Source organism: Rhizobium sp. SRI_017 (genome assembly GCF_057586295.1).
Genome location: NZ_JBYCZP010000001.1, coordinates 923,310 through 941,133, shown reverse-complemented (window position 1 = coordinate 941,133; position 17,824 = coordinate 923,310). Strand labels below are relative to the sequence as shown.

At 61.9% G+C, this 17,824-nt stretch carries 16 protein-coding genes and 1 tRNA gene; 10 read left to right on the top strand and 7 right to left on the bottom strand.

Annotated features, from left to right (window positions below; genetic code table 11):
* From AC2YI2_RS04770 to AC2YI2_RS04760, 3 genes are all read right to left on the bottom strand, one after another.
* Window positions 1-282: helix-turn-helix domain-containing protein (locus tag AC2YI2_RS04770; RefSeq protein WP_487385264.1), on the bottom strand; the 282-nt coding region annotated here is incomplete at its 3' end.
* Between the two features lie 711 nt (window positions 283-993).
* Window positions 994-1,695, bottom strand: coding sequence for a Crp/Fnr family transcriptional regulator (locus AC2YI2_RS04765; protein ID WP_487385263.1), 702 nt, complete (start codon window positions 1,693-1,695; stop codon window positions 994-996).
* Window positions 1,696-1,722: 27 nt separating this feature from the next.
* On the bottom strand, window positions 1,723-3,690 hold the full coding sequence (locus tag AC2YI2_RS04760; protein ID WP_487385262.1) for a CHASE2 domain-containing protein: 1,968 nt from the start codon (window positions 3,688-3,690) through the stop codon (window positions 1,723-1,725).
* A 291-nt stretch (window positions 3,691-3,981) separates the two neighbouring features.
* On the opposite strand from AC2YI2_RS04760, the gene AC2YI2_RS04755 reads away from it, so the two are divergent.
* Window positions 3,982-7,605 carry a FecR domain-containing protein gene (locus tag AC2YI2_RS04755; RefSeq protein ID WP_487385261.1) on the top strand — a complete coding sequence of 1,208 codons (3,624 nt, stop codon included), beginning with the start codon at window positions 3,982-3,984 and terminating at the stop codon, window positions 7,603-7,605.
* A gap of 8 nt (window positions 7,606-7,613) precedes the next feature.
* Here the strand turns inward: AC2YI2_RS04755 and AC2YI2_RS04750 are convergent, their stop codons facing one another.
* A complete protein-coding gene (locus AC2YI2_RS04750) occupies window positions 7,614-8,189 on the bottom strand; it encodes a hypothetical protein (protein WP_487385260.1) in 576 nt (191 codons plus the stop codon).
* A 214-nt stretch (window positions 8,190-8,403) separates the two neighbouring features.
* On the opposite strand from AC2YI2_RS04750, the gene AC2YI2_RS04745 reads away from it, so the two are divergent.
* Together AC2YI2_RS04745 and AC2YI2_RS04740 are read left to right on the top strand one after the other, a co-directional pair.
* Window positions 8,404-8,643, top strand: coding sequence for a DUF6074 family protein (locus AC2YI2_RS04745; protein ID WP_487385259.1), 240 nt, complete (start codon window positions 8,404-8,406; stop codon window positions 8,641-8,643).
* Window positions 8,644-8,750: 107 nt separating this feature from the next.
* The gene (locus tag AC2YI2_RS04740; RefSeq protein WP_487385258.1) at window positions 8,751-9,530 is read left to right on the top strand and encodes a phosphodiester glycosidase family protein; all 780 of its coding nucleotides are present in this window, start codon (window positions 8,751-8,753) and stop codon (window positions 9,528-9,530) included.
* Window positions 9,531-9,603: 73 nt separating this feature from the next.
* Here the strand turns inward: AC2YI2_RS04740 and AC2YI2_RS04735 are convergent.
* Window positions 9,604-9,693, bottom strand: a tRNA-Ser gene (locus AC2YI2_RS04735).
* 218 nt (window positions 9,694-9,911) lie between these two features.
* Between AC2YI2_RS04735 and AC2YI2_RS04730 the strand changes: the two genes are divergently transcribed.
* The gene (locus tag AC2YI2_RS04730; protein ID WP_487385257.1) at window positions 9,912-10,229 is read left to right on the top strand and encodes a hypothetical protein; all 318 of its coding nucleotides are present in this window, start codon (window positions 9,912-9,914) and stop codon (window positions 10,227-10,229) included.
* Window positions 10,230-10,453: 224 nt separating this feature from the next.
* Entirely contained in the window at window positions 10,454-11,449 is a 996-nt protein-coding gene (locus AC2YI2_RS04725) for a BMP family lipoprotein (protein WP_487385256.1), read from the top strand.
* A gap of 89 nt (window positions 11,450-11,538) precedes the next feature.
* Here the strand turns inward: AC2YI2_RS04725 and AC2YI2_RS04720 are convergent, their stop codons facing one another.
* Entirely contained in the window at window positions 11,539-11,772 is a 234-nt protein-coding gene (locus tag AC2YI2_RS04720) for a SlyX family protein (protein WP_487385255.1), read from the bottom strand.
* A 113-nt stretch (window positions 11,773-11,885) separates the two neighbouring features.
* Between AC2YI2_RS04720 and AC2YI2_RS04715 the strand changes: the two genes are divergently transcribed.
* From AC2YI2_RS04715 to deoA, 5 genes are read left to right on the top strand one after another with little or no spacing between them, the layout of a single operon-like run.
* Window positions 11,886-13,421 (top strand): ABC transporter ATP-binding protein, encoded by a 1,536-nt coding sequence (locus AC2YI2_RS04715; RefSeq protein ID WP_487385297.1) that lies wholly within the window; start codon window positions 11,886-11,888, stop codon window positions 13,419-13,421.
* Window positions 13,418-14,545 carry an ABC transporter permease gene (locus tag AC2YI2_RS04710; RefSeq protein WP_487385254.1) on the top strand — a complete coding sequence of 376 codons (1,128 nt, stop codon included), beginning with the start codon at window positions 13,418-13,420 and terminating at the stop codon, window positions 14,543-14,545. The genes AC2YI2_RS04715 and AC2YI2_RS04710 overlap by 4 nt, the downstream gene beginning before the upstream one ends.
* 3 nt (window positions 14,546-14,548) lie before the next feature.
* A complete protein-coding gene (locus AC2YI2_RS04705) occupies window positions 14,549-15,520 on the top strand; it encodes an ABC transporter permease (RefSeq protein ID WP_487385253.1) in 972 nt (323 codons plus the stop codon).
* Between the two features lies 1 nt (window position 15,521).
* The gene (locus AC2YI2_RS04700) at window positions 15,522-15,926 is read left to right on the top strand and encodes a cytidine deaminase (RefSeq protein ID WP_487385252.1); all 405 of its coding nucleotides are present in this window, start codon (window positions 15,522-15,524) and stop codon (window positions 15,924-15,926) included.
* 3 nt (window positions 15,927-15,929) lie between these two features.
* Window positions 15,930-17,240: a thymidine phosphorylase gene (deoA, locus tag AC2YI2_RS04695; protein ID WP_487385251.1), complete on the top strand. Its 1,311-nt coding sequence runs from the start codon at window positions 15,930-15,932 to the stop codon at window positions 17,238-17,240.
* Here deoA and AC2YI2_RS04690 read toward each other — a convergent pair.
* The gene (locus AC2YI2_RS04690) at window positions 17,233-17,751 is read right to left on the bottom strand and encodes a TIGR02281 family clan AA aspartic protease (RefSeq protein ID WP_487385250.1); all 519 of its coding nucleotides are present in this window, start codon (window positions 17,749-17,751) and stop codon (window positions 17,233-17,235) included. The genes deoA and AC2YI2_RS04690 overlap by 8 nt on opposite strands.
* Between the last annotated feature and the right edge of the window lie 73 nt (window positions 17,752-17,824).

The following is a 17,824-nucleotide window of genomic DNA, read 5'->3' as shown; positions in this document are numbered from 1 at the left end:
TGCCAGGGCTGTGCGCTGATCTTCGGTCAACAGTGACGGCTTGCCCGGAGCCTTGCCGTTGATCAGCCCGTCGGGACCGCGTGCGTTGAAACGCACCACCCAGTCGCGCACGATCTGAACCGTGACGCTACCGAGGCGAGCCGCATCGGCGCGCGAGCCGCCATCATAGATCGATGCGAGCGCGAGACGACGTCGAGCCTGGTCGGCATCTCGTGTCTGCCGAGCCAGACGCCGCAACCCATCCCCATCGAAATCCGACTGCAAAGAAATCGCTGAACCCATCACAAACCTCCTGTTTGCGCCACAGATTCAGATTCGTCGGCTTGTGGGAATCCCTCGACAGAGTCACGCTCAATGACGGTTGGTAGAAGTTGCAGGGGGAGGGAACGAATCCATGCGACGAAGGATAACCCTTGCGCGCAGTTTAGGTCATCTTTTAGGTAGTAAACCGCACGCTCTGTCTACAAAACATAACGCCCGATAAGATTGCATTATCAACAATTTAAGTCTGTGCGTTGCCGCGCCGGGCTCATACGGCAATGGTAATTACGCCGGCGATTCAGCGCAAGGAACGGGCGCCAGGTTGCTATTATTAAAACGAAAGGGCAGAGAGCCCGTGCGGAGGCGAACTTGCCTCTTCGGAGAGCGAAGTCACGCCTGTTCATCTTCGGCGACCGTTGATTTCAGTCGGCTAGGCGATCTTCCATTCTATCGATTCTTGGGAGCTACCACTTTGACGATCATATCGCCGGAGGGTATTTGATTAGTCAACGTCCATTATCCGCCTTCAGGGCTGATGACGCTATCGCCATTCAATGGGACACAATAAGTTTTCTAGCTTCGCTGAAAGCACCAGAACGCACTCAGTGGCGTTGCCCAAGACACGTTGACGTGCTACAGAGAAAGTCTAGATGCACCATTTTTATCTTTAGTTTTCAATGGCAAAGGAGTATCGGGTTCGATCCCGCTTAGCTCCACCAAACTTTTCCTCCGTCAATCATCCGGATCGGCGAATTTCACCAGCCGGGGGATGTTGCAGTCGATGATGTTGCCGCGCCGTTTGATGGCGCCGCCTTCCTCGAGTTCGAGGATCGCCCGGTTGATGCGCGGCCGCGATGCGCCCAGGATGGCGCCGACTTCCACCTGGCTGAGCGCGAGATCGAGGCTCGCAGTATCCGGCAATTCCTCGCCATGGATCTGGCGGAGCGTCGCCAGCAGGAAGCGGGCGACACGGGCGTCGAGATTGTAGAGCGCGATGGTCTCCAGCGTCTGGTTGGTCTCGCGCAGTCGCTTGCAAAGGAAGTTGACGACGGCGTCCGCTGCCGCCGAATGCCGCGCCATGAAGGCGCGGAATTCCTTCTTGCCGATCACATAGCCTTCGCTGGCAATCGCGGCGGCGGCATCGGCCGAGCGCGGCTCGCCGTCTAGCACCGACATTTCGCCGATCAGCGATCCGGCCTCGAAATGCCTGAGCGACAGTTCCTTGCCATGGGTGGTGAACAGCGACACCTTGATCCGGCCCCCGGTGACCATGATCATGTAATTGCCCTCGTCGCCACGCTGGAAGATCACGGTGCCTGCCGCCCAGCGCCGCCATTGCGCAAGGCCGGTGACCTCGTCGATCAGTTCCTTGGGAAATTCCTCGAAAATCGGGAAGGATTTCCAGAATGCCAAGCTTTTGTTGATCTCTGCCATGCGCGCCCCCGAGCGTCAGGTTCCCTATCAGGCAGATACGGCATTCTGCCTGCTGCGGACAAGCTGATAATATGATTCAAGTTCCGGCACCGGCTGTTCATCGGTCTCCGGCAGCGCTGCGCCGGCGTAACTCGCCGCCAGAAACGCCTCATGCATCCTGCGTTGGTTATCGCTCAGCGCCTTCACCACGGTAAAGACGGGCGAGAGTTCGCTTCGCCCCTTGACCCGGATACGGTCGAGTTCGACGACATTGAGGCTGCCGGCGACGGCCATTGCCGTCTGCTCGCCGATCAGGAGCGGCGCGCCGTAATTCTTCGACTGGCCCTCGAGGCGCGAGGCGAGATTGACGCTGTCGCCGAGTGCCGAATAGTCGAAGCGCCGCGCCGAGCCCATATTGCCGACGACGCATTCGCCGGTATTGACGCCGATGCCGATCTGCAGCACGCGTGGCGGACGGCCGAAAATGCGGGCCTCCTCGGCGAGTTCGAGATTGAGCCGCTTGGTGGCGTCCAGCATCTCGACGGCGGCGGAGACAGCATGCAGGGCATGGTCCGGGTCGTCGAGCGGCGCATTCCAGAAGGCCATGACGCAGTCGCCGATATATTTGTCGATCGTGCCATTGTGCTTGAGCACGGTGTCGCTGAGCGGGGTGAGCAGGCGGTTGATCAGCGAGGTCAGCTGTTCGGGGTCGTTGCGCAGCTCCTCGGAAATCGTGGTGAAGCCGCGCACGTCGCAGAACAGGATCGAGAGCGTCCGCCGCTCGCCGCCGAGGCGCAGTTGCGACGGATCCTGCGCCAGCCGCTGCACCAGAGCCGGCGAGAGATATTGCGAGAAGGCGCGGATGATCTGCTTTCGATTGTGCCGCTCCTCGATATAGTCGAGCGCGGTCTGCCCCGCTGCCGTGATGAAATAGGCCGCAGCCGGCGCAAGCGGCGAGATGAAGATCCGGCCGAAGGTCAGTGCGAAATAACTCATTCCCACCAGCGCGACCACCGCCGAAACCGCAGCCATCGCATTCATCCAGCTGAGCGGCTGCCAGGAGACGATGGCCGCCGCCAGCACCACAAGCAGCAGCAGCGGCAGTTGCGCCGCCTGCCCGGGATGGCCGATCGAGAGATTGCGCGTGAGATTGTCGAGGATCGCCGCCTGGATCTCGACGCCTGACACCAGCTGGCCGGTATGGACGGTGTAGGAGGTGGCGAAGGCGTCGCTGACCTTGTCGTTGAGATCGGCGGCATTCTGCAGGCTCAGGCCGACGAGCACGATGCGGTCCTTGAAGAAGCCAGGCGGCAGCATGTTTTCGGGATCCAGCGCCTGGTAGTAGGACACGGTCGGATAGGTCCGGGCCGGGCCGGGCCACTGGATCAGGCGATCGTCGGCGGGCGGGTATGTCAGTCCAGCCGCCTGCGCCAGACGGGCGGCAAAGCCGTCGGCATAGAAGGGCATCGACCGAAAGATCCCGTCCCGCTCGAGCGTGATCGAGGCAATGCCGCTCAGCGCGCCCGCATCGGTGAATCGCTTGAGCGGCTCGGTGCGGACAAGCTGATCGGATTGCGGCGATTGGATCAAGGTTTCGTCGGCCGCCAGTACCACATCCGGTCCCAGCACCTTGGCCAGCGCGGCATCATTTTCTTCCGTGGAAGGCTCGGCGAAGATGATATCAACCCCGATCGCCTTGGCGCCTGCTGCGCGCAATCGGCTCACCAGCCTGGAATGCAGGCTGCGTGGCCAGGGCCACTGGATGTTGATGTCGGAGAGCGACGGCTCGTCGATCGCCACGATGATAGGCGCGGTGTCGGGCAGAGGCTGGTGGCGGAAGGTCGAGATATAATCGAAGAGCCGGAGGTCGAACAATTTCCAGGCGGGCAGCTGCGACAGCAATCCGATGGCGAGAAGTGTCGCAAGCGAAACAACAAAGAGCTGCAGTGCGCGCCGCTTTCGATGCTTCGCGGCTTGTGCCCCGGTCTCGAATGCCGCCCCGTTCTTTTCTTTCATCCGACCCGAATTCGATAAGGTGTCCGCTTCCAAGACGCGCCGCGCATGGGAAGAATTCTGTAGTGAGATAACAACAGTCCCCATTTTGCGCAAAGCCAAAGCACCGGGAAACCATGGCGGCACTTGAAATTCCGCGGCCCGCAAGAGATGAAACATGATCAGGAACACGTCGTCGCTGCTATGATGGCACGCGGACGCAGAGTGCTTTCGGGGGCGGGTTTGCGGCATCGGGGTCGATTGACGGGTGAAAGCGCGGGCTGCCTGCGGTGGCCGGCGCCGTTGCACAGGCCGTTGTTCACGCTCCTGCGCACCGCCATCCTTGCCACCACATTCCTGACATCAGGCTTTGCTGGCGCACGCGCCGATGTCTTTCCGCGTGTCTCCGAAGCCGAGGGTACGGTCGTGGCGCGCAAGACCGGCGAAGAGGCGCAGTTCGTTGATGTGCCCGCCTGGCAACCCGTCGACGTGAACCAAGGCCTGCTGGCCGGCGATACGCTCAGGACCAATGCGACCGGCAACCTGACCATCCGCTTCGCCGACAAGTCGCTGGTCCGCATGGGCCGCAACACCACCATGCTGGTCAAGAAGATCTCCAACGTGACCGACAGCGTTCTCGGCCTGACCGAAGGCGCGATCTGGGCGCGTGCGGCGCGCGGCGGCAGCAAGGTCCAGGTCGACACGCCGGCGGCGACCGCGGCGATCCGCGGTACCGACTGGACACTCAGGGTGAGCGGCAAGCAGACGACGCTGACGGTGCTCGAAGGCAGCGTCGAGCTTTCCAACGCGCAAGGCTCGGTCGTCGTCAACCAGGGCGAGGGCGCAACGGTGACGATCGGCCAGGCGCCGCGGAAATACACGCTCGTCAATCTCAAAGAGCGCGAGCAGATGCTGCTCTACAACGAGCTCCGGGACGTGTTCGGCGCGATGTCGCCGAGCGGCATGGACGGCACCCGATCCCGCGCCGAGCGCCGCCGCATTCTGGCCGCAGATGCCGGTTCTCGCAGTGCCGAGGACTGGCTGTCGCTCGCCGAAACCTCGCTCTCCATTTCCGGCCGCAAGGATGCACGCGAAGCGCTGTCCCACCTGAAGCGGCCCCTCAAGGGTTCGCTGGAGGCGCGCGCCAAGCTGGTCGAGGCGATGCTGGCCGGCCAGGAAATGCACTATGCCAAGGCCGCCGGGCTTTTCGCCGAAGCACTGCCGGGTGTACCGCGCGACCGCAAGGCGACCGCCGCCTATGGCCTGTGGTTTGCCCGCTCGCTGGCCGAGCCGACCCGTGCCTTTCCGCCGCCGAATGCGGCTGCCTATGCGGATGACCCGACCGCGGCCCTCGCCCAGGCGGATGCCACGGCCTATCTGAAGGGGCAGGCGGAAGCGATCGAGGTGATCAGGGCGGCGGAGAATCGTTTTCCCGATGACGCACGCCTTCCGGCTGCCCGTGCGTCGCTGGCGCTTTCGCTCGACCGGCGCGATGAGGTGAGGGAAGCACTTGCCCGGGCAAAGGCGATCGATCCCGACGATCCCACGCAGCTTCTGACGAGCGCTCAGTTCCGGAACGTCGTGTCGAGCGACGTCGATGGCGCGCTCGCCGAACTGCAGCATGCTATTGCGATTGCGCCGGGTGATAGTGCGATCTGGAACGAGATCGCCCTGGTACAGAGTGAACGTAACGCCATTGTCGAAGCCGACAAGGCGCATCGCAAGGCCGTCGAAATCAATCCGGAAAACCCGGCGATCTACGCCAACTACGCCCGCTTCCTGATGGACAACGACCAGATCATTGCCGCAAAGCGCCAGATCGACATTGCCGCCTCCCTTGACCCGAATGCTTATCCCGTCCTCGCCGCCAAGGGCCGCTATCTGCTGCGGATCGGCAAGACCGCCGAGGGCGAGAAGGCACTGCTCGATGCCGCCGCGGTCAGCCCGACCTATGGCGATGCGCTGATCGGCCTTGCGATCGCGACCTATCAGCAGAACGCGCCCGAAGAAACCATGCAGGCGCTCGATAATGCCGACCGTTTCGACCCCAACAATCCGTCGACGTCGCTGATCCGCGCCGGCGTCGCCATCGACCAGTATCAGGCGGATGAAGCCATTATCCAGGCCCGCGAGGCGCTCCGGCGGCGCCAGCTGCGCGGGGGCTATTACACGGGCTATGACGTAAACCGTCATGCGTCGTCTTATCTCGGGGTGTCGCTCGACAATCTCGGTATGACCGAATGGGGACAGTATTATGCGGACCGCTCCGCTGATCCGTTCAAGGCGACGACCTATGTCGACGAGGCCGTACAGGGGCGGCAGACGCCCTTTGTCAGCCCTATCATCGACGGCCTCGAGCGTTTCCACCGAGGGACCAGCACATCGTCTTCAGAGCTGCAGGGCATGTTGATGGACCCGCTGGCTCTGGCGGGAGAGACGCGGCGCAATTCACTGGAGCGTCGCACCTTCTTTGAAGGTGCGCTCGGCGGGTCGCTGCTCGATGACGGCGCGCGGCGGCCCGGTTGGGGGGTCGATCTGACGCTACAGGGAACCAGCTATGCGGGTCTTCCCGTGAGCTATTTCATTCAGGGCGCGATAACGCGGCCCGAAAGTACCAGAGATAACGATGCCAACGACCTCGAGGGTGGGCTATTTCAGCTCGGCATCCGACCGACGTTGAGCGACAGCGTCGTGCTCTTCGGCGACAAGACCCGGATCTACGAGGAGTTCCCCGGGCCAACAAAGACGCCGACCTTGTTCGATCACTCGAGGTTCAATTCCGAAACGCTCGGCGGCGCCTGGAGTCACACGATCGAGGAACGCAATGTGCTGCAAGCCTTTGCCGTCTGGAAGGAGGTGGACAGCCGCGATTGGGCGAGGGTGGCAAATGAGAACGCGGTTCTTCTGGATCACGATGTCGTGTCGAACCAAAGATCCCTCTCCGGCGGTTTCAGCCATCTCTACGGCATCGGGCCTTTCACACTGCGCTACGGCCTGGAGGCCTCACAATTCGACGGCCGATCCCACGAAAGGGTACTGGAACTCGTCGGAGGTTATATGATCGAAGAAAATTGGTCGTCGACCGATCAGCTTGGAACCCGGACCTATTTCGATACGACTTGGGATGTCACCCGCGACCTGCAATTCCAGGGCGGCGTCCACTGGGTTCAGGTCAACGGCAGTTCGGCCAAATGGGGTCCGCTCGATTTCAGGCTCGGCGGCGCATGGTCACCATCAGATGGACAGTGGCTGCGCGCCTACTACCGGCAGGACACGAGCTTTTTGTCGATCTACACGCTGTCACCGATTTCCACTGTCGGCCTGTCGCCGATGGAACTGCCGCTGTTCACTGGAGGCCAGACCCGCACGGCGGCGGCGCGATGGGATGCCGAATGGAGCGACCGCTTCTTCACCACGGCGGAATACCAGCACCAGGAGTTCCGCCGATTGGCGGCGTCCTATGACGATATGGTCCTCGGCGTGCAGACGAAAGCCGGAACGATCGACCGTCTGAATTTTGGCGCTAACTATTGGCTTGGCAACGGCTTCGGCACGTTCGCCTCATTGGCATTGAACGAAAGCGACGACACGAGAGGCTTCTGGGCCGGAAACGACGTGCCGCTCGTCCCGGACTACGTCGCGCAGGTCGGTTTGAAATATGTCCATTCCTCGCGTGTCACCACTACCATCGCTCAGAACTTCGTCGGCCACCGTGTCGGGGGGCAGGACTACAGGTTCGTGAACGGCGATCCGCAACCCGTCATTCGTAGACTTGACGACTATACGACGACGGACGCAGCCATCACCTGGTCCTCTCCGAACGGCAATCTCGATGTCACTGTCGCGGTGACGAACATGTTCGACAAGCGCGTTCAATCCGCCTTCGACGTTCCGGCCCCCGGGCGGACCATCAGTGCGAGCCTGACGACGAAATTCTGATCCGCCAATCACCAGGTCAATCCGGCAAGATCGATCTTGATGACTGCCTCAAACTTGAAGACGACGGGCGCAGCCTCCGGCTTCCGAACCTGTAGCGAAGCCATGTCGGCAATGACGACCTGACGCGTGCGGCGCTTGGGCGACTTGTCCGACAGGCATGAAGCATGCTCGGCGGACCTTGCCATAGCGCTGCGGCCTCCATCCGAGGCATTGCGCTGCTGGTCAGCGAAAGTGTCGCGCTCGCAATCGGTGGGTTTCGTGGTCGATTTATCCGCGATCCTGGCCGACTTGGTCGCGGCGACAAACTCGCTCTCGATCCATCCGTCGCCACGGTCGAAATTTGCGACTGTCGGCGCAGAGGACAGATGGACTATGGCCGTCGCTACGCTCACGACTTTTGTGGCCAGGACATAGTCAATACGGCCAAGCTGCGCTGGCGGCCGGGCGCGCTGCTGCGCGGTCAGAGCATTGATCCCGTTGACCCCGATCCTGCTCCGGTCGGCATGGGCGCTTGGGGTCGCGAAGACGCCGATCACCATGGCCGTTCCCGTCAGCACCAGCGCTATGCGCGTCGCGGTCCGCATGGCTTCATCCTCTTGCAAATCCCGTTCTTGAAACCATGCCTAGCATCGCCGGATTCAGTGCGTTGTCGCATTTGTAACGCGCGTCGATCTCGGCGGCGCGCCCTGGCGGCCTCTCGGCGCGAGGCCGGAATTCATGCGGCAGCTTGGGCCGTAGCGGTTCATTAACCACGTTGCCCTTACGGTCCGGCGAGATGAGTAGCTTCGGAGCCCAGCAGTGTCGAGTGAAGTTATCGCGTTTCCATCCGCCCGGCGCCGTGCGGAAGTGTTGCATGCCGTCAATATGCTGAACCAGACGCATGGCGAAGCCGCCAACGAGGCATGGCGATCCCTGATGCGCTCGATGGCGGCCCAACTGACTGCCATGGGCGTCTCCGCCGGAGAGATGCGGCAGCAGGTTCTCGAGTTCCAGGCTGCGGTTCAGTTGGAACTCCAGGCTCAATCCGAGATGGCCTGATTTCCGGTCCGTTGCGACCCGAACGTCTTGCATGGCGCCCGGCCGATCACCACAATGCGGTTATTTCGCGCTTATAGCGACTGGGGATTGAACGGGAGCCAATTTCGATGCCGGGCTCGTTGAGGACCTTCATAGCTGCCGTTGCGATCGCGTTGTGCGGCGCGGCATCGTCGGCCGAGTCCGAGAGTCCCCTCTCCTGCGCAGAGCAGACCTTCGAGGCGGTGGACTATGTCGTCTGTGCCATCGACATGAAAACCGCGCGCCCACGCCTGTTCTGGAAGAACGCTGACGGTCAGCCCTACCGCACATTCGCGAGCGTAGCCAAAGCCGTTGCCGACGAAGGAAAATCGCTGACATTCGCGATGAACGCCGGAATGTACACCGATGATTTCTCGCCGATGGGACTCTATGTCGAGGACGGCGAGCAATTGCATCCCGCCAATACCTTTGAGCCGAAGCCCTCGACCAACCCCGTCCCGAACTTCTACAAGAAGCCGAACGGCGTGTTCTTCCTGGATGAGTCAGGTGCCGGGATACTGCCGACGGAGATCTATCTGAAACGCAAGGAAAAACTGCGCTTCGCGACCCAGTCCGGCCCGATGCTGGTCATTGCCGGCAAGACGAACCCGATCTTCATCCCCGGATCAACTGACCGAAAACTCAGAAGCGGCGTCGGCATCTGCGAAGCCGACACGCTCCGATTCGCAATCAGCGACGCCCCCGTGAACTTCCACGATTTCGCCCGACTCTTCCGCGACGAACTGAAATGCCGGGATGCGCTGTTTCTCGACGGGGGCCGAGGGGCGGGGATCTACGTGCCGTCCATGAGCCGGGAGGACTGGTCCGGACACGGCGGGTTTGGGCCGATGGTCGGGTTCGTGGAGTGAGGGCGACTGAGCCGAAATCCTGGCTCACTGCAAACCAGAAAATGTCGCGACTAATTCAGTTGAGAAAAAGATATGGCGGACAGAGCGGGATTCGAACCCGCGGTACGCTTTCACGTACACACACTTTCCAGGCGTGCGCCTTCAACCACTCGGCCACCTGTCCTAATGAAGCGGGCGATATCGGTGGTCCTCGATTTGACCACCCGTCCGGGCTTCCGGGCGCGGATATACACCGAGGTTTTCCCCTATAGCAACCCTCCGCGGCGCTTTTTTCGGCACTTCGTCACACTGTCGTCATCGGGAAACATTGAAACCGTTATTTCACTTAATTATGTGATCCCTGAGCGCACTTGAGCCGGAGGCCGGTGTCGGGAGTTGGTGATGCGTTTCCTGTTGCGTTTTCTGAGCTTGTTGTTCCTTGTCGCTGCCGTGATGGCCGGCATCATCGACTCGATCCAGTCCGTTGCGAGCGAAGCCGTGGTCATCATGCCCTTCGGCGCGGCGATCTTCAGCGTCAATCCCGATATCCTTGCGGCCGCTGAAAGCTACGTGCTCACCCACCTGCCGCCCTTCGTGTGGAACGGGATCGCCGAATGGCTGTTGTTGCAGCCCGCTTTCGCCGTCTTCCTCTTCCTCTCCTTCCTGTTCTGGGTACTGGCTTTCAAGCGCGAACCCCTGGCCGGGCGCTTCGCCGCTTGAGCCTCGCAAATCATTGATTTCACGTCATTTCCTGTTCGTGATCTGCTATTTTTACCATTTGAAAAATTTTTGGTGAATTTTTTCTTCCGCCATGCAAGGATGCCGCCCAGCCGGGTCTCGGGAGGTTATGAGGCCGGTCGGCAGCCGCGTGGCGCGCTTACGCTTTTGGCGACGCGTGCCCGGGCTGAACCAAAGAACGTGTTGGCAAAAAACAGGGCTGAACAATGAAAAAGATTCTTCTGACACTCATGGCGACCGCATCCATGGCGGCCTCGGCGCTCGCCGCCGATGTGAAGCCCGCACTCATCTATGACCTGGGCGGCAAGTTCGACAAGTCGTTCAACGAGGCGGCCTTCAACGGCGCCGAGAAGTTCAAGGCCGAGACCGGCATCGAATATCGCGAATTCGAAATCGCCAACGACGCCCAGCGCGAGCAGGCGCTCCGCAAGTTCGCCGGCGACGGCAACAACCCGATCGTCGTGGCGGGTTTCTCCTGGGCGGCAGCCCTCGAAAAGGTGGCTGCTGAATATCCCGACACCAAGTTCTCGATCATCGACATGGTCGTGGCCGGCAAGCCCAATGTGAAGTCGATCGTCTTCAAGGAACAGGAAGGCTCCTATCTCGCCGGCATCATGGCTGCGATGGCTGCCAAGTCCAACAAGGTCGGCTTCGTCGGCGGCATGGACATCCCGCTGATCCACAAGTTCGCCTGTGGCTTTGTCGGTGGCGTCAAGTCGGTCAAGGCCGATGCGGAGGTCTTCCAGGCTTATACCGGCACCGACTACACTGCATGGAACGATCCGGTTAAGGGTGGCGAGATCACCAAGTCGCAGATCGCTCAGGGCGCTGACGTCGTCTATCACGCTGCCGGCGGCACCGGTGTCGGCGTGCTTCAGGCCGCGGCCGAAGCCAACAAGCTCGGTATCGGCGTCGACTCCAACCAGAACGGCCTGCAGCCGGGCAAGGTGCTGACCTCGATGCTCAAGCGCGTCGATGTCGCCGTCTATTCGTCCTTCATGGATGCCAAGAACGACAAGTTCGTCGCCGACATCCAGAATCTCGGCGTCAAGGAAGACGGCGTCGGCGTTGCGCTCGATGACAACAACAAGGCGCTTGTCAATCCGGAAATGCTGGCGGCCGTCGACAAGGCCAAGGCCGACATCATCTCGGGGACCTTGCAGGTCCACGACTACATGTCCGACGAGAAGTGCCCCTACTGAGACTGACGGAAACGAAAGCCCGCGTTGCCCTTCCGGGTTGCGCGGGCGTTCTGTATCCGGGGATGGGGTAGGGCAGTGCTCGTCTGCCGTCAGTAATGCGGCGGTCGGGTAATGGCCGGGGCTTCCAGGCTTGCCTCTTCAAGCGTCGAGAATCGCTCGGCCAGACGATCGAGCTTCTTCTGCAGCTGATTGACAAGAGTCCACTGGTTTGCCAGTTCGGCCGACAGTTCATCGATCGTCCGCGCCTGATGGGCGGCGAGCTCCTCCAGCTTCATGATGCGCTGTTCCTGGTCGTCGCGGTTCTTGTCCGGCGCGGCATTCATCGGTGCAATCCTCGGTCTTTCTCGTCAAAGGTGCTGGACAAGTGGTCCGGAACCTTCAAATCTGTTGCATGCGCGCAGCCATGGGGGGCAGCGCAGCCAGCGATTGGATCGTCATGAGCGAACTCGCCATCGAACTCAAGGGCATCGACAAGAGCTTCGGGCCTGTCCATGCCAACAAGGCCATCGACCTCAAGGTCAAGAAGGGCACCATCCACGGCATTATCGGCGAGAACGGCGCTGGCAAATCGACGCTGATGTCGATCCTCTACGGCTTCTACCAGGCCGACAAGGGCGAGATCCATATTGGTGGCAAGCACGCCAGCATCAAGGATCCGAGCGCCGCCATCGCGTCAGGCATCGGCATGGTCCACCAGCATTTCATGCTGGTCGAGAATTTCACCGTGCTGGAAAATGTCATGCTCGGCGCCGAGGACAGCCCGATCCTCAACAAGGGCATCGCCAAGGCGCGCAAGGAGTTGAAGCGCCTCGAAGAAGAATATGAGATGGAGGTCGATCCGGACGCGGTCATCGAGGAGCTCCCCGTCGGCATCCAGCAGCGCGTGGAAATCCTTAAAGCGCTGTTTCGCGGCGCCGAGATCCTGATCCTCGACGAGCCGACCGGCGTGCTGACCCCGGCCGAGGCCGATCACCTGTTCCGCATCCTTCGCCAGCTCAAGGAACAGGGCAAGACCGTCATCCTTATCACCCACAAGCTGCGCGAGATCATGGCGATCACCGACGAAGTCTCCGTCATGCGCCGCGGCGAGATGGTCGCCACCCGCGAGACCGCCAAGACCTCGGTTGAGGAACTGGCGGAACTGATGGTCGGCCGCCGCGTACTGCTGCGCGTCGAAAAGGGCGAGGCCAAGCCCGAGGGCGTCAAGCTTTCCGTGCGCGGTCTCACCGTCAAGGATAGCCGTGGCGTGACGATGGTCGACAATGTTTCCTTCGACGTCCGGGCCGGCGAGATCGTCGGCATCGCCGGCGTCGCCGGCAACGGCCAGTCGGAATTGCTAGAGGCGATCTCGGGCATGCGCCGCGCAGTGTCCGGCAGCGTCGAACTCAATGGCCAGGACACGGACGCCACCGGCCATCGCGATCCCGCCGGCCTGCGCAAGCGCGGCCTCGCTCATGTCCCCGAGGACCGCCACCATATGGGTCTGGTGCTGAAATTCGAGGAGAGCGAGAATTCCATCCTCGGCTATCACGACGATCCCAAATATGGCCGCGCCGGCCTGCTCAGCGTCGATGCCATCCGCGCCGATGCCCAGGCCAAGATCGAGCAATATGATATCAGGCCGCCCAATCCGCGATTGAAGACGGCGAACTTCTCGGGCGGCAACCAGCAGAAGATCGTGCTCGCACGCGAGATGGAACGCGACCCCATCGTGCTGATCATCGGCCAGCCGACACGCGGCGTCGATGTCGGTGCCATCGAGTTCATCCACCGCCGCATCATCGAAATGCGCGACGCCGGCAAGGCGATCCTGCTGGTCTCGGTCGAACTCGACGAAATCCGCTCACTCGCCGACCGCATCCTCGTCATGTTCGCGGGCCGCATCGTCGGTGAACGCTCGCCGGAAACACCCGAGGGCGAGATCGGCCTGCTGATGGCCGGCGTCGAACAGAAACTGGAGGCAGCCGAATGAGCGCGCCCTTTGCGAAACTGCCGAACTGGGCGGAATACGGTCTCATCCCGCTGATCAATCTGATCGTGGCCTTCCTGATCTCGGGATTGGTCGTGGTCTTTGCCGGCGAGAATCCGTTCAAGGCGGCCTATCTCATGGTGTCGGGGGCCTTCGGTTCCGGCGAGGGCATCGGCTACACGCTCTATTACGCCACCAACTTCATCTTCGCCGGCCTCGCGGTCGCGGTCGCGTTTCACGCCGGCCTGTTCAATATCGGGGTCGAGGGCCAGGCCTATGTCGGCGGCATCGGCGTCGCGGCCGCGGCACTCACCTTCGATGCCACGTTGCCCTGGTACCTGGTCTTCGTGCTCGCCATCATCGGCGGCGCGCTCTTCGGCGCGCTCTGGGCGCTGATCCCGGCCTGGCTGCAGGCCTATCGCGGCAGCCACATCGTGATCACGACGATCATGTTCAACTACATCTCCTATGCGCTGATGCTGTGGATGTTGAACAATGTCTATAAGCCGCTCGGTTCGATGGCGCCGCAATCGCGCACCTTCGGCCCGGGTGGCGAGGTGCCCAAGCTCGACTGGCTGTTGGCGATGTTCGGCCTCGACAACCGCAACTCGCCCTTCAATCTCACCTTCCTGCTGGCGCTGGTTGCCGCCTTTCTGGTCTGGGTGCTGATCTGGCGCTCGCGGCTGGGCTACGAGATCCGCACCATGGGCTTTTCGCCGGGTGCCGCCCGCTATGCCGGAATCTTCGAGAAGCGCATCGTCATCATCACAATGCTGATATCGGGCGGACTTGCCGGTCTTCTCGCGATCAATTCGATCATGGGCGACCAGCATCGCATCCAGCAGGAATTCGTCTCCGGCGCCGGCTTTGTCGGCATCGCGGTGGCGCTGATGGGCCGCTCGCATCCCATCGGCATCGTCATCGCTTCCGTTCTTTTCGGCATGCTCTACCAGGGTGGCGCCGAGATCGCCTTTGAGATGCCGAACATATCGCGCGACATGATCGTCGTCATCCAGGGTCTCGTCATCCTGTTTGCCGGCGCGCTCGAGCATCTGTTCCGGCCATGGGTAGTCGCCGCCTTCGCTCGAGCGCGAAGCGGGCCATCAACCAGCGCGACGGGAGCCTGAGCCATGGGCAACATCGATCTTTACGTCTCGATCATCCAGGGCACGATCCGCACGTCCGTGCCGCTCATCCTCACCGCACTGGCCGGGCTCTATGCCGAACGTTCCGGCGTCGTCGATATCGGGCTCGAGGGCAAGTTGCTGGCAGGCGCCTTCGCGGGAGCCTCCGCCGCGGCCTTCACCGGCTCGGCCACGCTCGGTCTCGTGGCCGCCATCCTCTGCGCCGTCGCATTCTCCGCGGTCCATGGCTATGCCTCGATCTCGCAGCGTGGCGACCAGATCGTGTCGGGCACGGCGATCAATTTCATCGCCTTCGGCGCCACCGTCATCATCGGCCAGGCCTGGTTCAACATGGCCGGCCGCACGCCGTCGCTCGGACCGGGCGCCAAGCTCGAAACCATCACGCTGCCCTTTGCCGAAGCGCTGGCCAGTGTGCCGGTGCTCGGCGTGATCTATTCGCGCATCCTGTCGGGTCACCATTTGCTGACCTATGTAGCCTATGCGCTGATCCCGATCACCTGGTGGGTGCTCTATCGCACACGCTTCGGCTTGCGCCTGCGCGCGGTCGGCGAGAACCCGGGTGCGGTCGATACAGCCGGCATCTCGGTCATCAGGTTGCGCTACATGGCAGTGCTGCTGGGCGGTGTCTTTGTCGGCCTCGCCGGCGCCTTCATGTCGATGGCGGTCAGCGCCGGCTTCACCAAGGGCATGTCGGCGGGCAAGGGTTACATCGCGCTCGCAGCGCTGGTTTTCGCCAACTGGAAGCCGAAGAACATTCTCTTCACCTGCCTGCTGTTTGGCTTCCTCGACTCGCTGTCGATCGCCTTCCAGGGCAAGGCGATTCCGCTGATCGGCGCGATCCCGGTGCAGGTCTGGACCGCGCTGCCCTATGTGCTGACGGTGGTTCTGCTTGCCGGCTTCATCGGCAAGGCGATCCCGCCCAAGGCGTCGGGCACGCCTTACGTGAAGGAGCGATGACATGGCCGTTACCGACATGCTGTTTGACGCCGCGCGCGACGCAATGGCCCGCTGCTATGCGCCCTACTCGAAGTTCCCGGTGGGGGCCGCGATCCTCGCCGAGGACGGCAAGGTCTACAAGGGCGCCAATATCGAGAACCTCGCCTTCCCGCAGGGCTGGTGCGCCGAATGCACGGCGATCGGCGCCATGGTCATGGGCGGCGCGAAAAAGATCGTCGAGATCGGCGTCATCGCCGAGAAGATGGCCTACTGCCCGCCCTGCGGCGGCTGCCGGCAGAAGATCGCCGAGTTTGCCGATGCCAAGACACTGATCCACCTCTATGACGCGGCGGGTGCTGTGAAGACCATGACCATGGACGAGCTGCTGCCCTTGTCGTTCCAGACCGATACGATCGACAAGGGCTGAGCGATGCTCCCGCAGGAGATCATAAAGGCCAAGCGCGACGGCAAGGCGCTGGCGGCCAGCGACATCGCATCCTTCATTGCGGCACTCGCCAACGACCAACTGTCGGAGGGCCAGATCGCCGCCTTCGCCATGGCCGTCTGGTTCAACGGCATGACCAGCGACGAGACGGTGGCGCTGACGCTGGCGATGCGCGATTCCGGCGACGTCATGGCCTGGCCGGACCTTGATCGGCCGGTGGCCGACAAGCATTCGACCGGCGGTGTCGGCGACAATGTCTCGCTGATGCTGGCGCCGATCGTGGCCGCCTGCGGTGCCGCCGTGCCGATGATCTCGGGCAGGGGGCTCGGTCATACCGGCGGCACGCTCGACAAGCTTGAATCCATTCCCGGCTACGACATCCTGCCGAGCGTGGACCGCTTCCGCAACATCGTGCGGGAGGTCGGCTGCGCCATCATTGGCCAGACCGGTGAGATCGCACCGGCCGATAAGAGACTTTATGCTATCCGCGATGTCACTGCGACCGTGGACTCGGTCCCTCTGATTACCGCCTCGATCCTGTCCAAGAAGCTCTCCGCCGGCCTTGGCTCGCTGATCATGGATGTGAAGGTCGGCAACGGCGCCTTCATGCAAACGATCGAGGAAGCCCGTACACTCGCCCGCTCGATCGTCGATGTTGCCAATGGCGCCGGCGTCCGAACCTCCGCCCTCATCACCGACATGAACCAGCCGCTTGCGGATTGTGCCGGCAATGCGGTCGAGATCGTGAATGCCATGGAATTCCTGGAGGGCCGCAAGTCCGGCACGCGGCTTCACGAGATCGTCATGGCCTTCGCCGCGCATATGCTGGTCAATGCGGGCATTGCCGAATCGCTTGAGAATGCCGCTGAAAAAGCGAGGTATGCTTTGGAAAGCGGCGACGCTCTCGATTGCTTCGGCCGCATGGTCCACGCGCTAGGCGGCCCGGCGGACTTCGCGACAGAGTGGAAGAGCCATCTCCCTGCCGCCCCCGTTATCCGCCACGTGCCGGCACCGGCGGATGGCTGGGTGTCAGCCTATGCGACACGTGAGATCGGCCTTGCCGTGATCGGTCTTGGCGGCGGCCGCATACGGCCGGACGACACGATCGATCATCGCACCGGCTTCAGCGGCATCCAGCCGATCGGAACGAAGGTAGGGAGGGGCGATCCTGTCGCCATGGTTCATGCCGCGGACGAGGCCGCCGCCGAACGCGCGATCACGGAATTCCTCGCAAGCGTCAAGCTTGCAGAGGAGCCGCCGCAATCTGCGCCGGCTATACTGGAAACGGTCAGTTGAGCAGCTTGAGCTCGTCATTCTCCGCGCGGTAACCGGAGAGTTTCTTGAGGAAGCTCATGCCGATCAGCGGAAAAGCGAGAGCCTTGCCGCGGATCACCATCGCATCAACATTGCGGACGGAGACCGTTCCAATCTCGATGGTCTTCAGGTTGATGCGTGCCGCCTTCACCTTGCCGTTGGCGGTCGAAACCTCGTAGCGGAAGCTGAGTTCGTTGCCGCCATAGCCGAGGCTGCGCGCCGTCGTCTCGCTCATGGTGACGAAAGTCGCGCCGGTATCGATCATTGAGTCCACCGGCTTGCCGTTGATGCGGAACCGTCCGGCGAAATGCCCGCCTTCGTTTGCCTTGAGCACGTAGTACCGGCCGTCTTCCATCGAAGCCGTGACCACGCTTGCTGCAACGTCCGACTGGGCCGCGGGTTTGCCGCCCTTGTCCATGAAGCCGACCATGCTCGGCACGTTGACGGCGACGAAGATAGTCGATGACCAGATGATGAGCGCGCGACCGACCATGGGCGATATTCCGGGTTGAGACTACCCGAAAACGCTAGGCCCAATTCCTAAGCAAATGGTAAACCCTGTAATT

What these genes read in the sequence shown, in the direction of transcription:
- AC2YI2_RS04730 (WP_487385257.1), top strand. Translation starts at nt 9,912, where the DNA reads ATGCGTTTCCTGTTGCGTTTTCTGAGCTTGTTGTTCCTTGTCGCTGCC.
- AC2YI2_RS04720 (WP_487385255.1), bottom strand. Translation starts at nt 11,772, where the DNA reads ATGAATGCCGCGCCGGACAAGAACCGCGACGACCAGGAACAGCGCATC.
- AC2YI2_RS04725 (WP_487385256.1), top strand. Translation starts at nt 10,454, where the DNA reads ATGAAAAAGATTCTTCTGACACTCATGGCGACCGCATCCATGGCGGCC.
- AC2YI2_RS04715 (WP_487385297.1), top strand. Translation starts at nt 11,886, where the DNA reads ATGAGCGAACTCGCCATCGAACTCAAGGGCATCGACAAGAGCTTCGGG.
- AC2YI2_RS04760 (WP_487385262.1), bottom strand. Translation starts at nt 3,690, where the DNA reads ATGAAAGAAAAGAACGGGGCGGCATTCGAGACCGGGGCACAAGCCGCG.
- AC2YI2_RS04690 (WP_487385250.1), bottom strand. Translation starts at nt 17,751, where the DNA reads ATGGTCGGTCGCGCGCTCATCATCTGGTCATCGACTATCTTCGTCGCC.
- AC2YI2_RS04750 (WP_487385260.1), bottom strand. Translation starts at nt 8,189, where the DNA reads ATGCGGACCGCGACGCGCATAGCGCTGGTGCTGACGGGAACGGCCATG.
- AC2YI2_RS04740 (WP_487385258.1), top strand. Translation starts at nt 8,751, where the DNA reads ATGCCGGGCTCGTTGAGGACCTTCATAGCTGCCGTTGCGATCGCGTTG.
- AC2YI2_RS04710 (WP_487385254.1), top strand. Translation starts at nt 13,418, where the DNA reads ATGAGCGCGCCCTTTGCGAAACTGCCGAACTGGGCGGAATACGGTCTC.
- AC2YI2_RS04765 (WP_487385263.1), bottom strand. Translation starts at nt 1,695, where the DNA reads ATGGCAGAGATCAACAAAAGCTTGGCATTCTGGAAATCCTTCCCGATT.
- AC2YI2_RS04705 (WP_487385253.1), top strand. Translation starts at nt 14,549, where the DNA reads ATGGGCAACATCGATCTTTACGTCTCGATCATCCAGGGCACGATCCGC.
- AC2YI2_RS04700 (WP_487385252.1), top strand. Translation starts at nt 15,522, where the DNA reads ATGGCCGTTACCGACATGCTGTTTGACGCCGCGCGCGACGCAATGGCC.
- deoA (WP_487385251.1), top strand. Translation starts at nt 15,930, where the DNA reads ATGCTCCCGCAGGAGATCATAAAGGCCAAGCGCGACGGCAAGGCGCTG.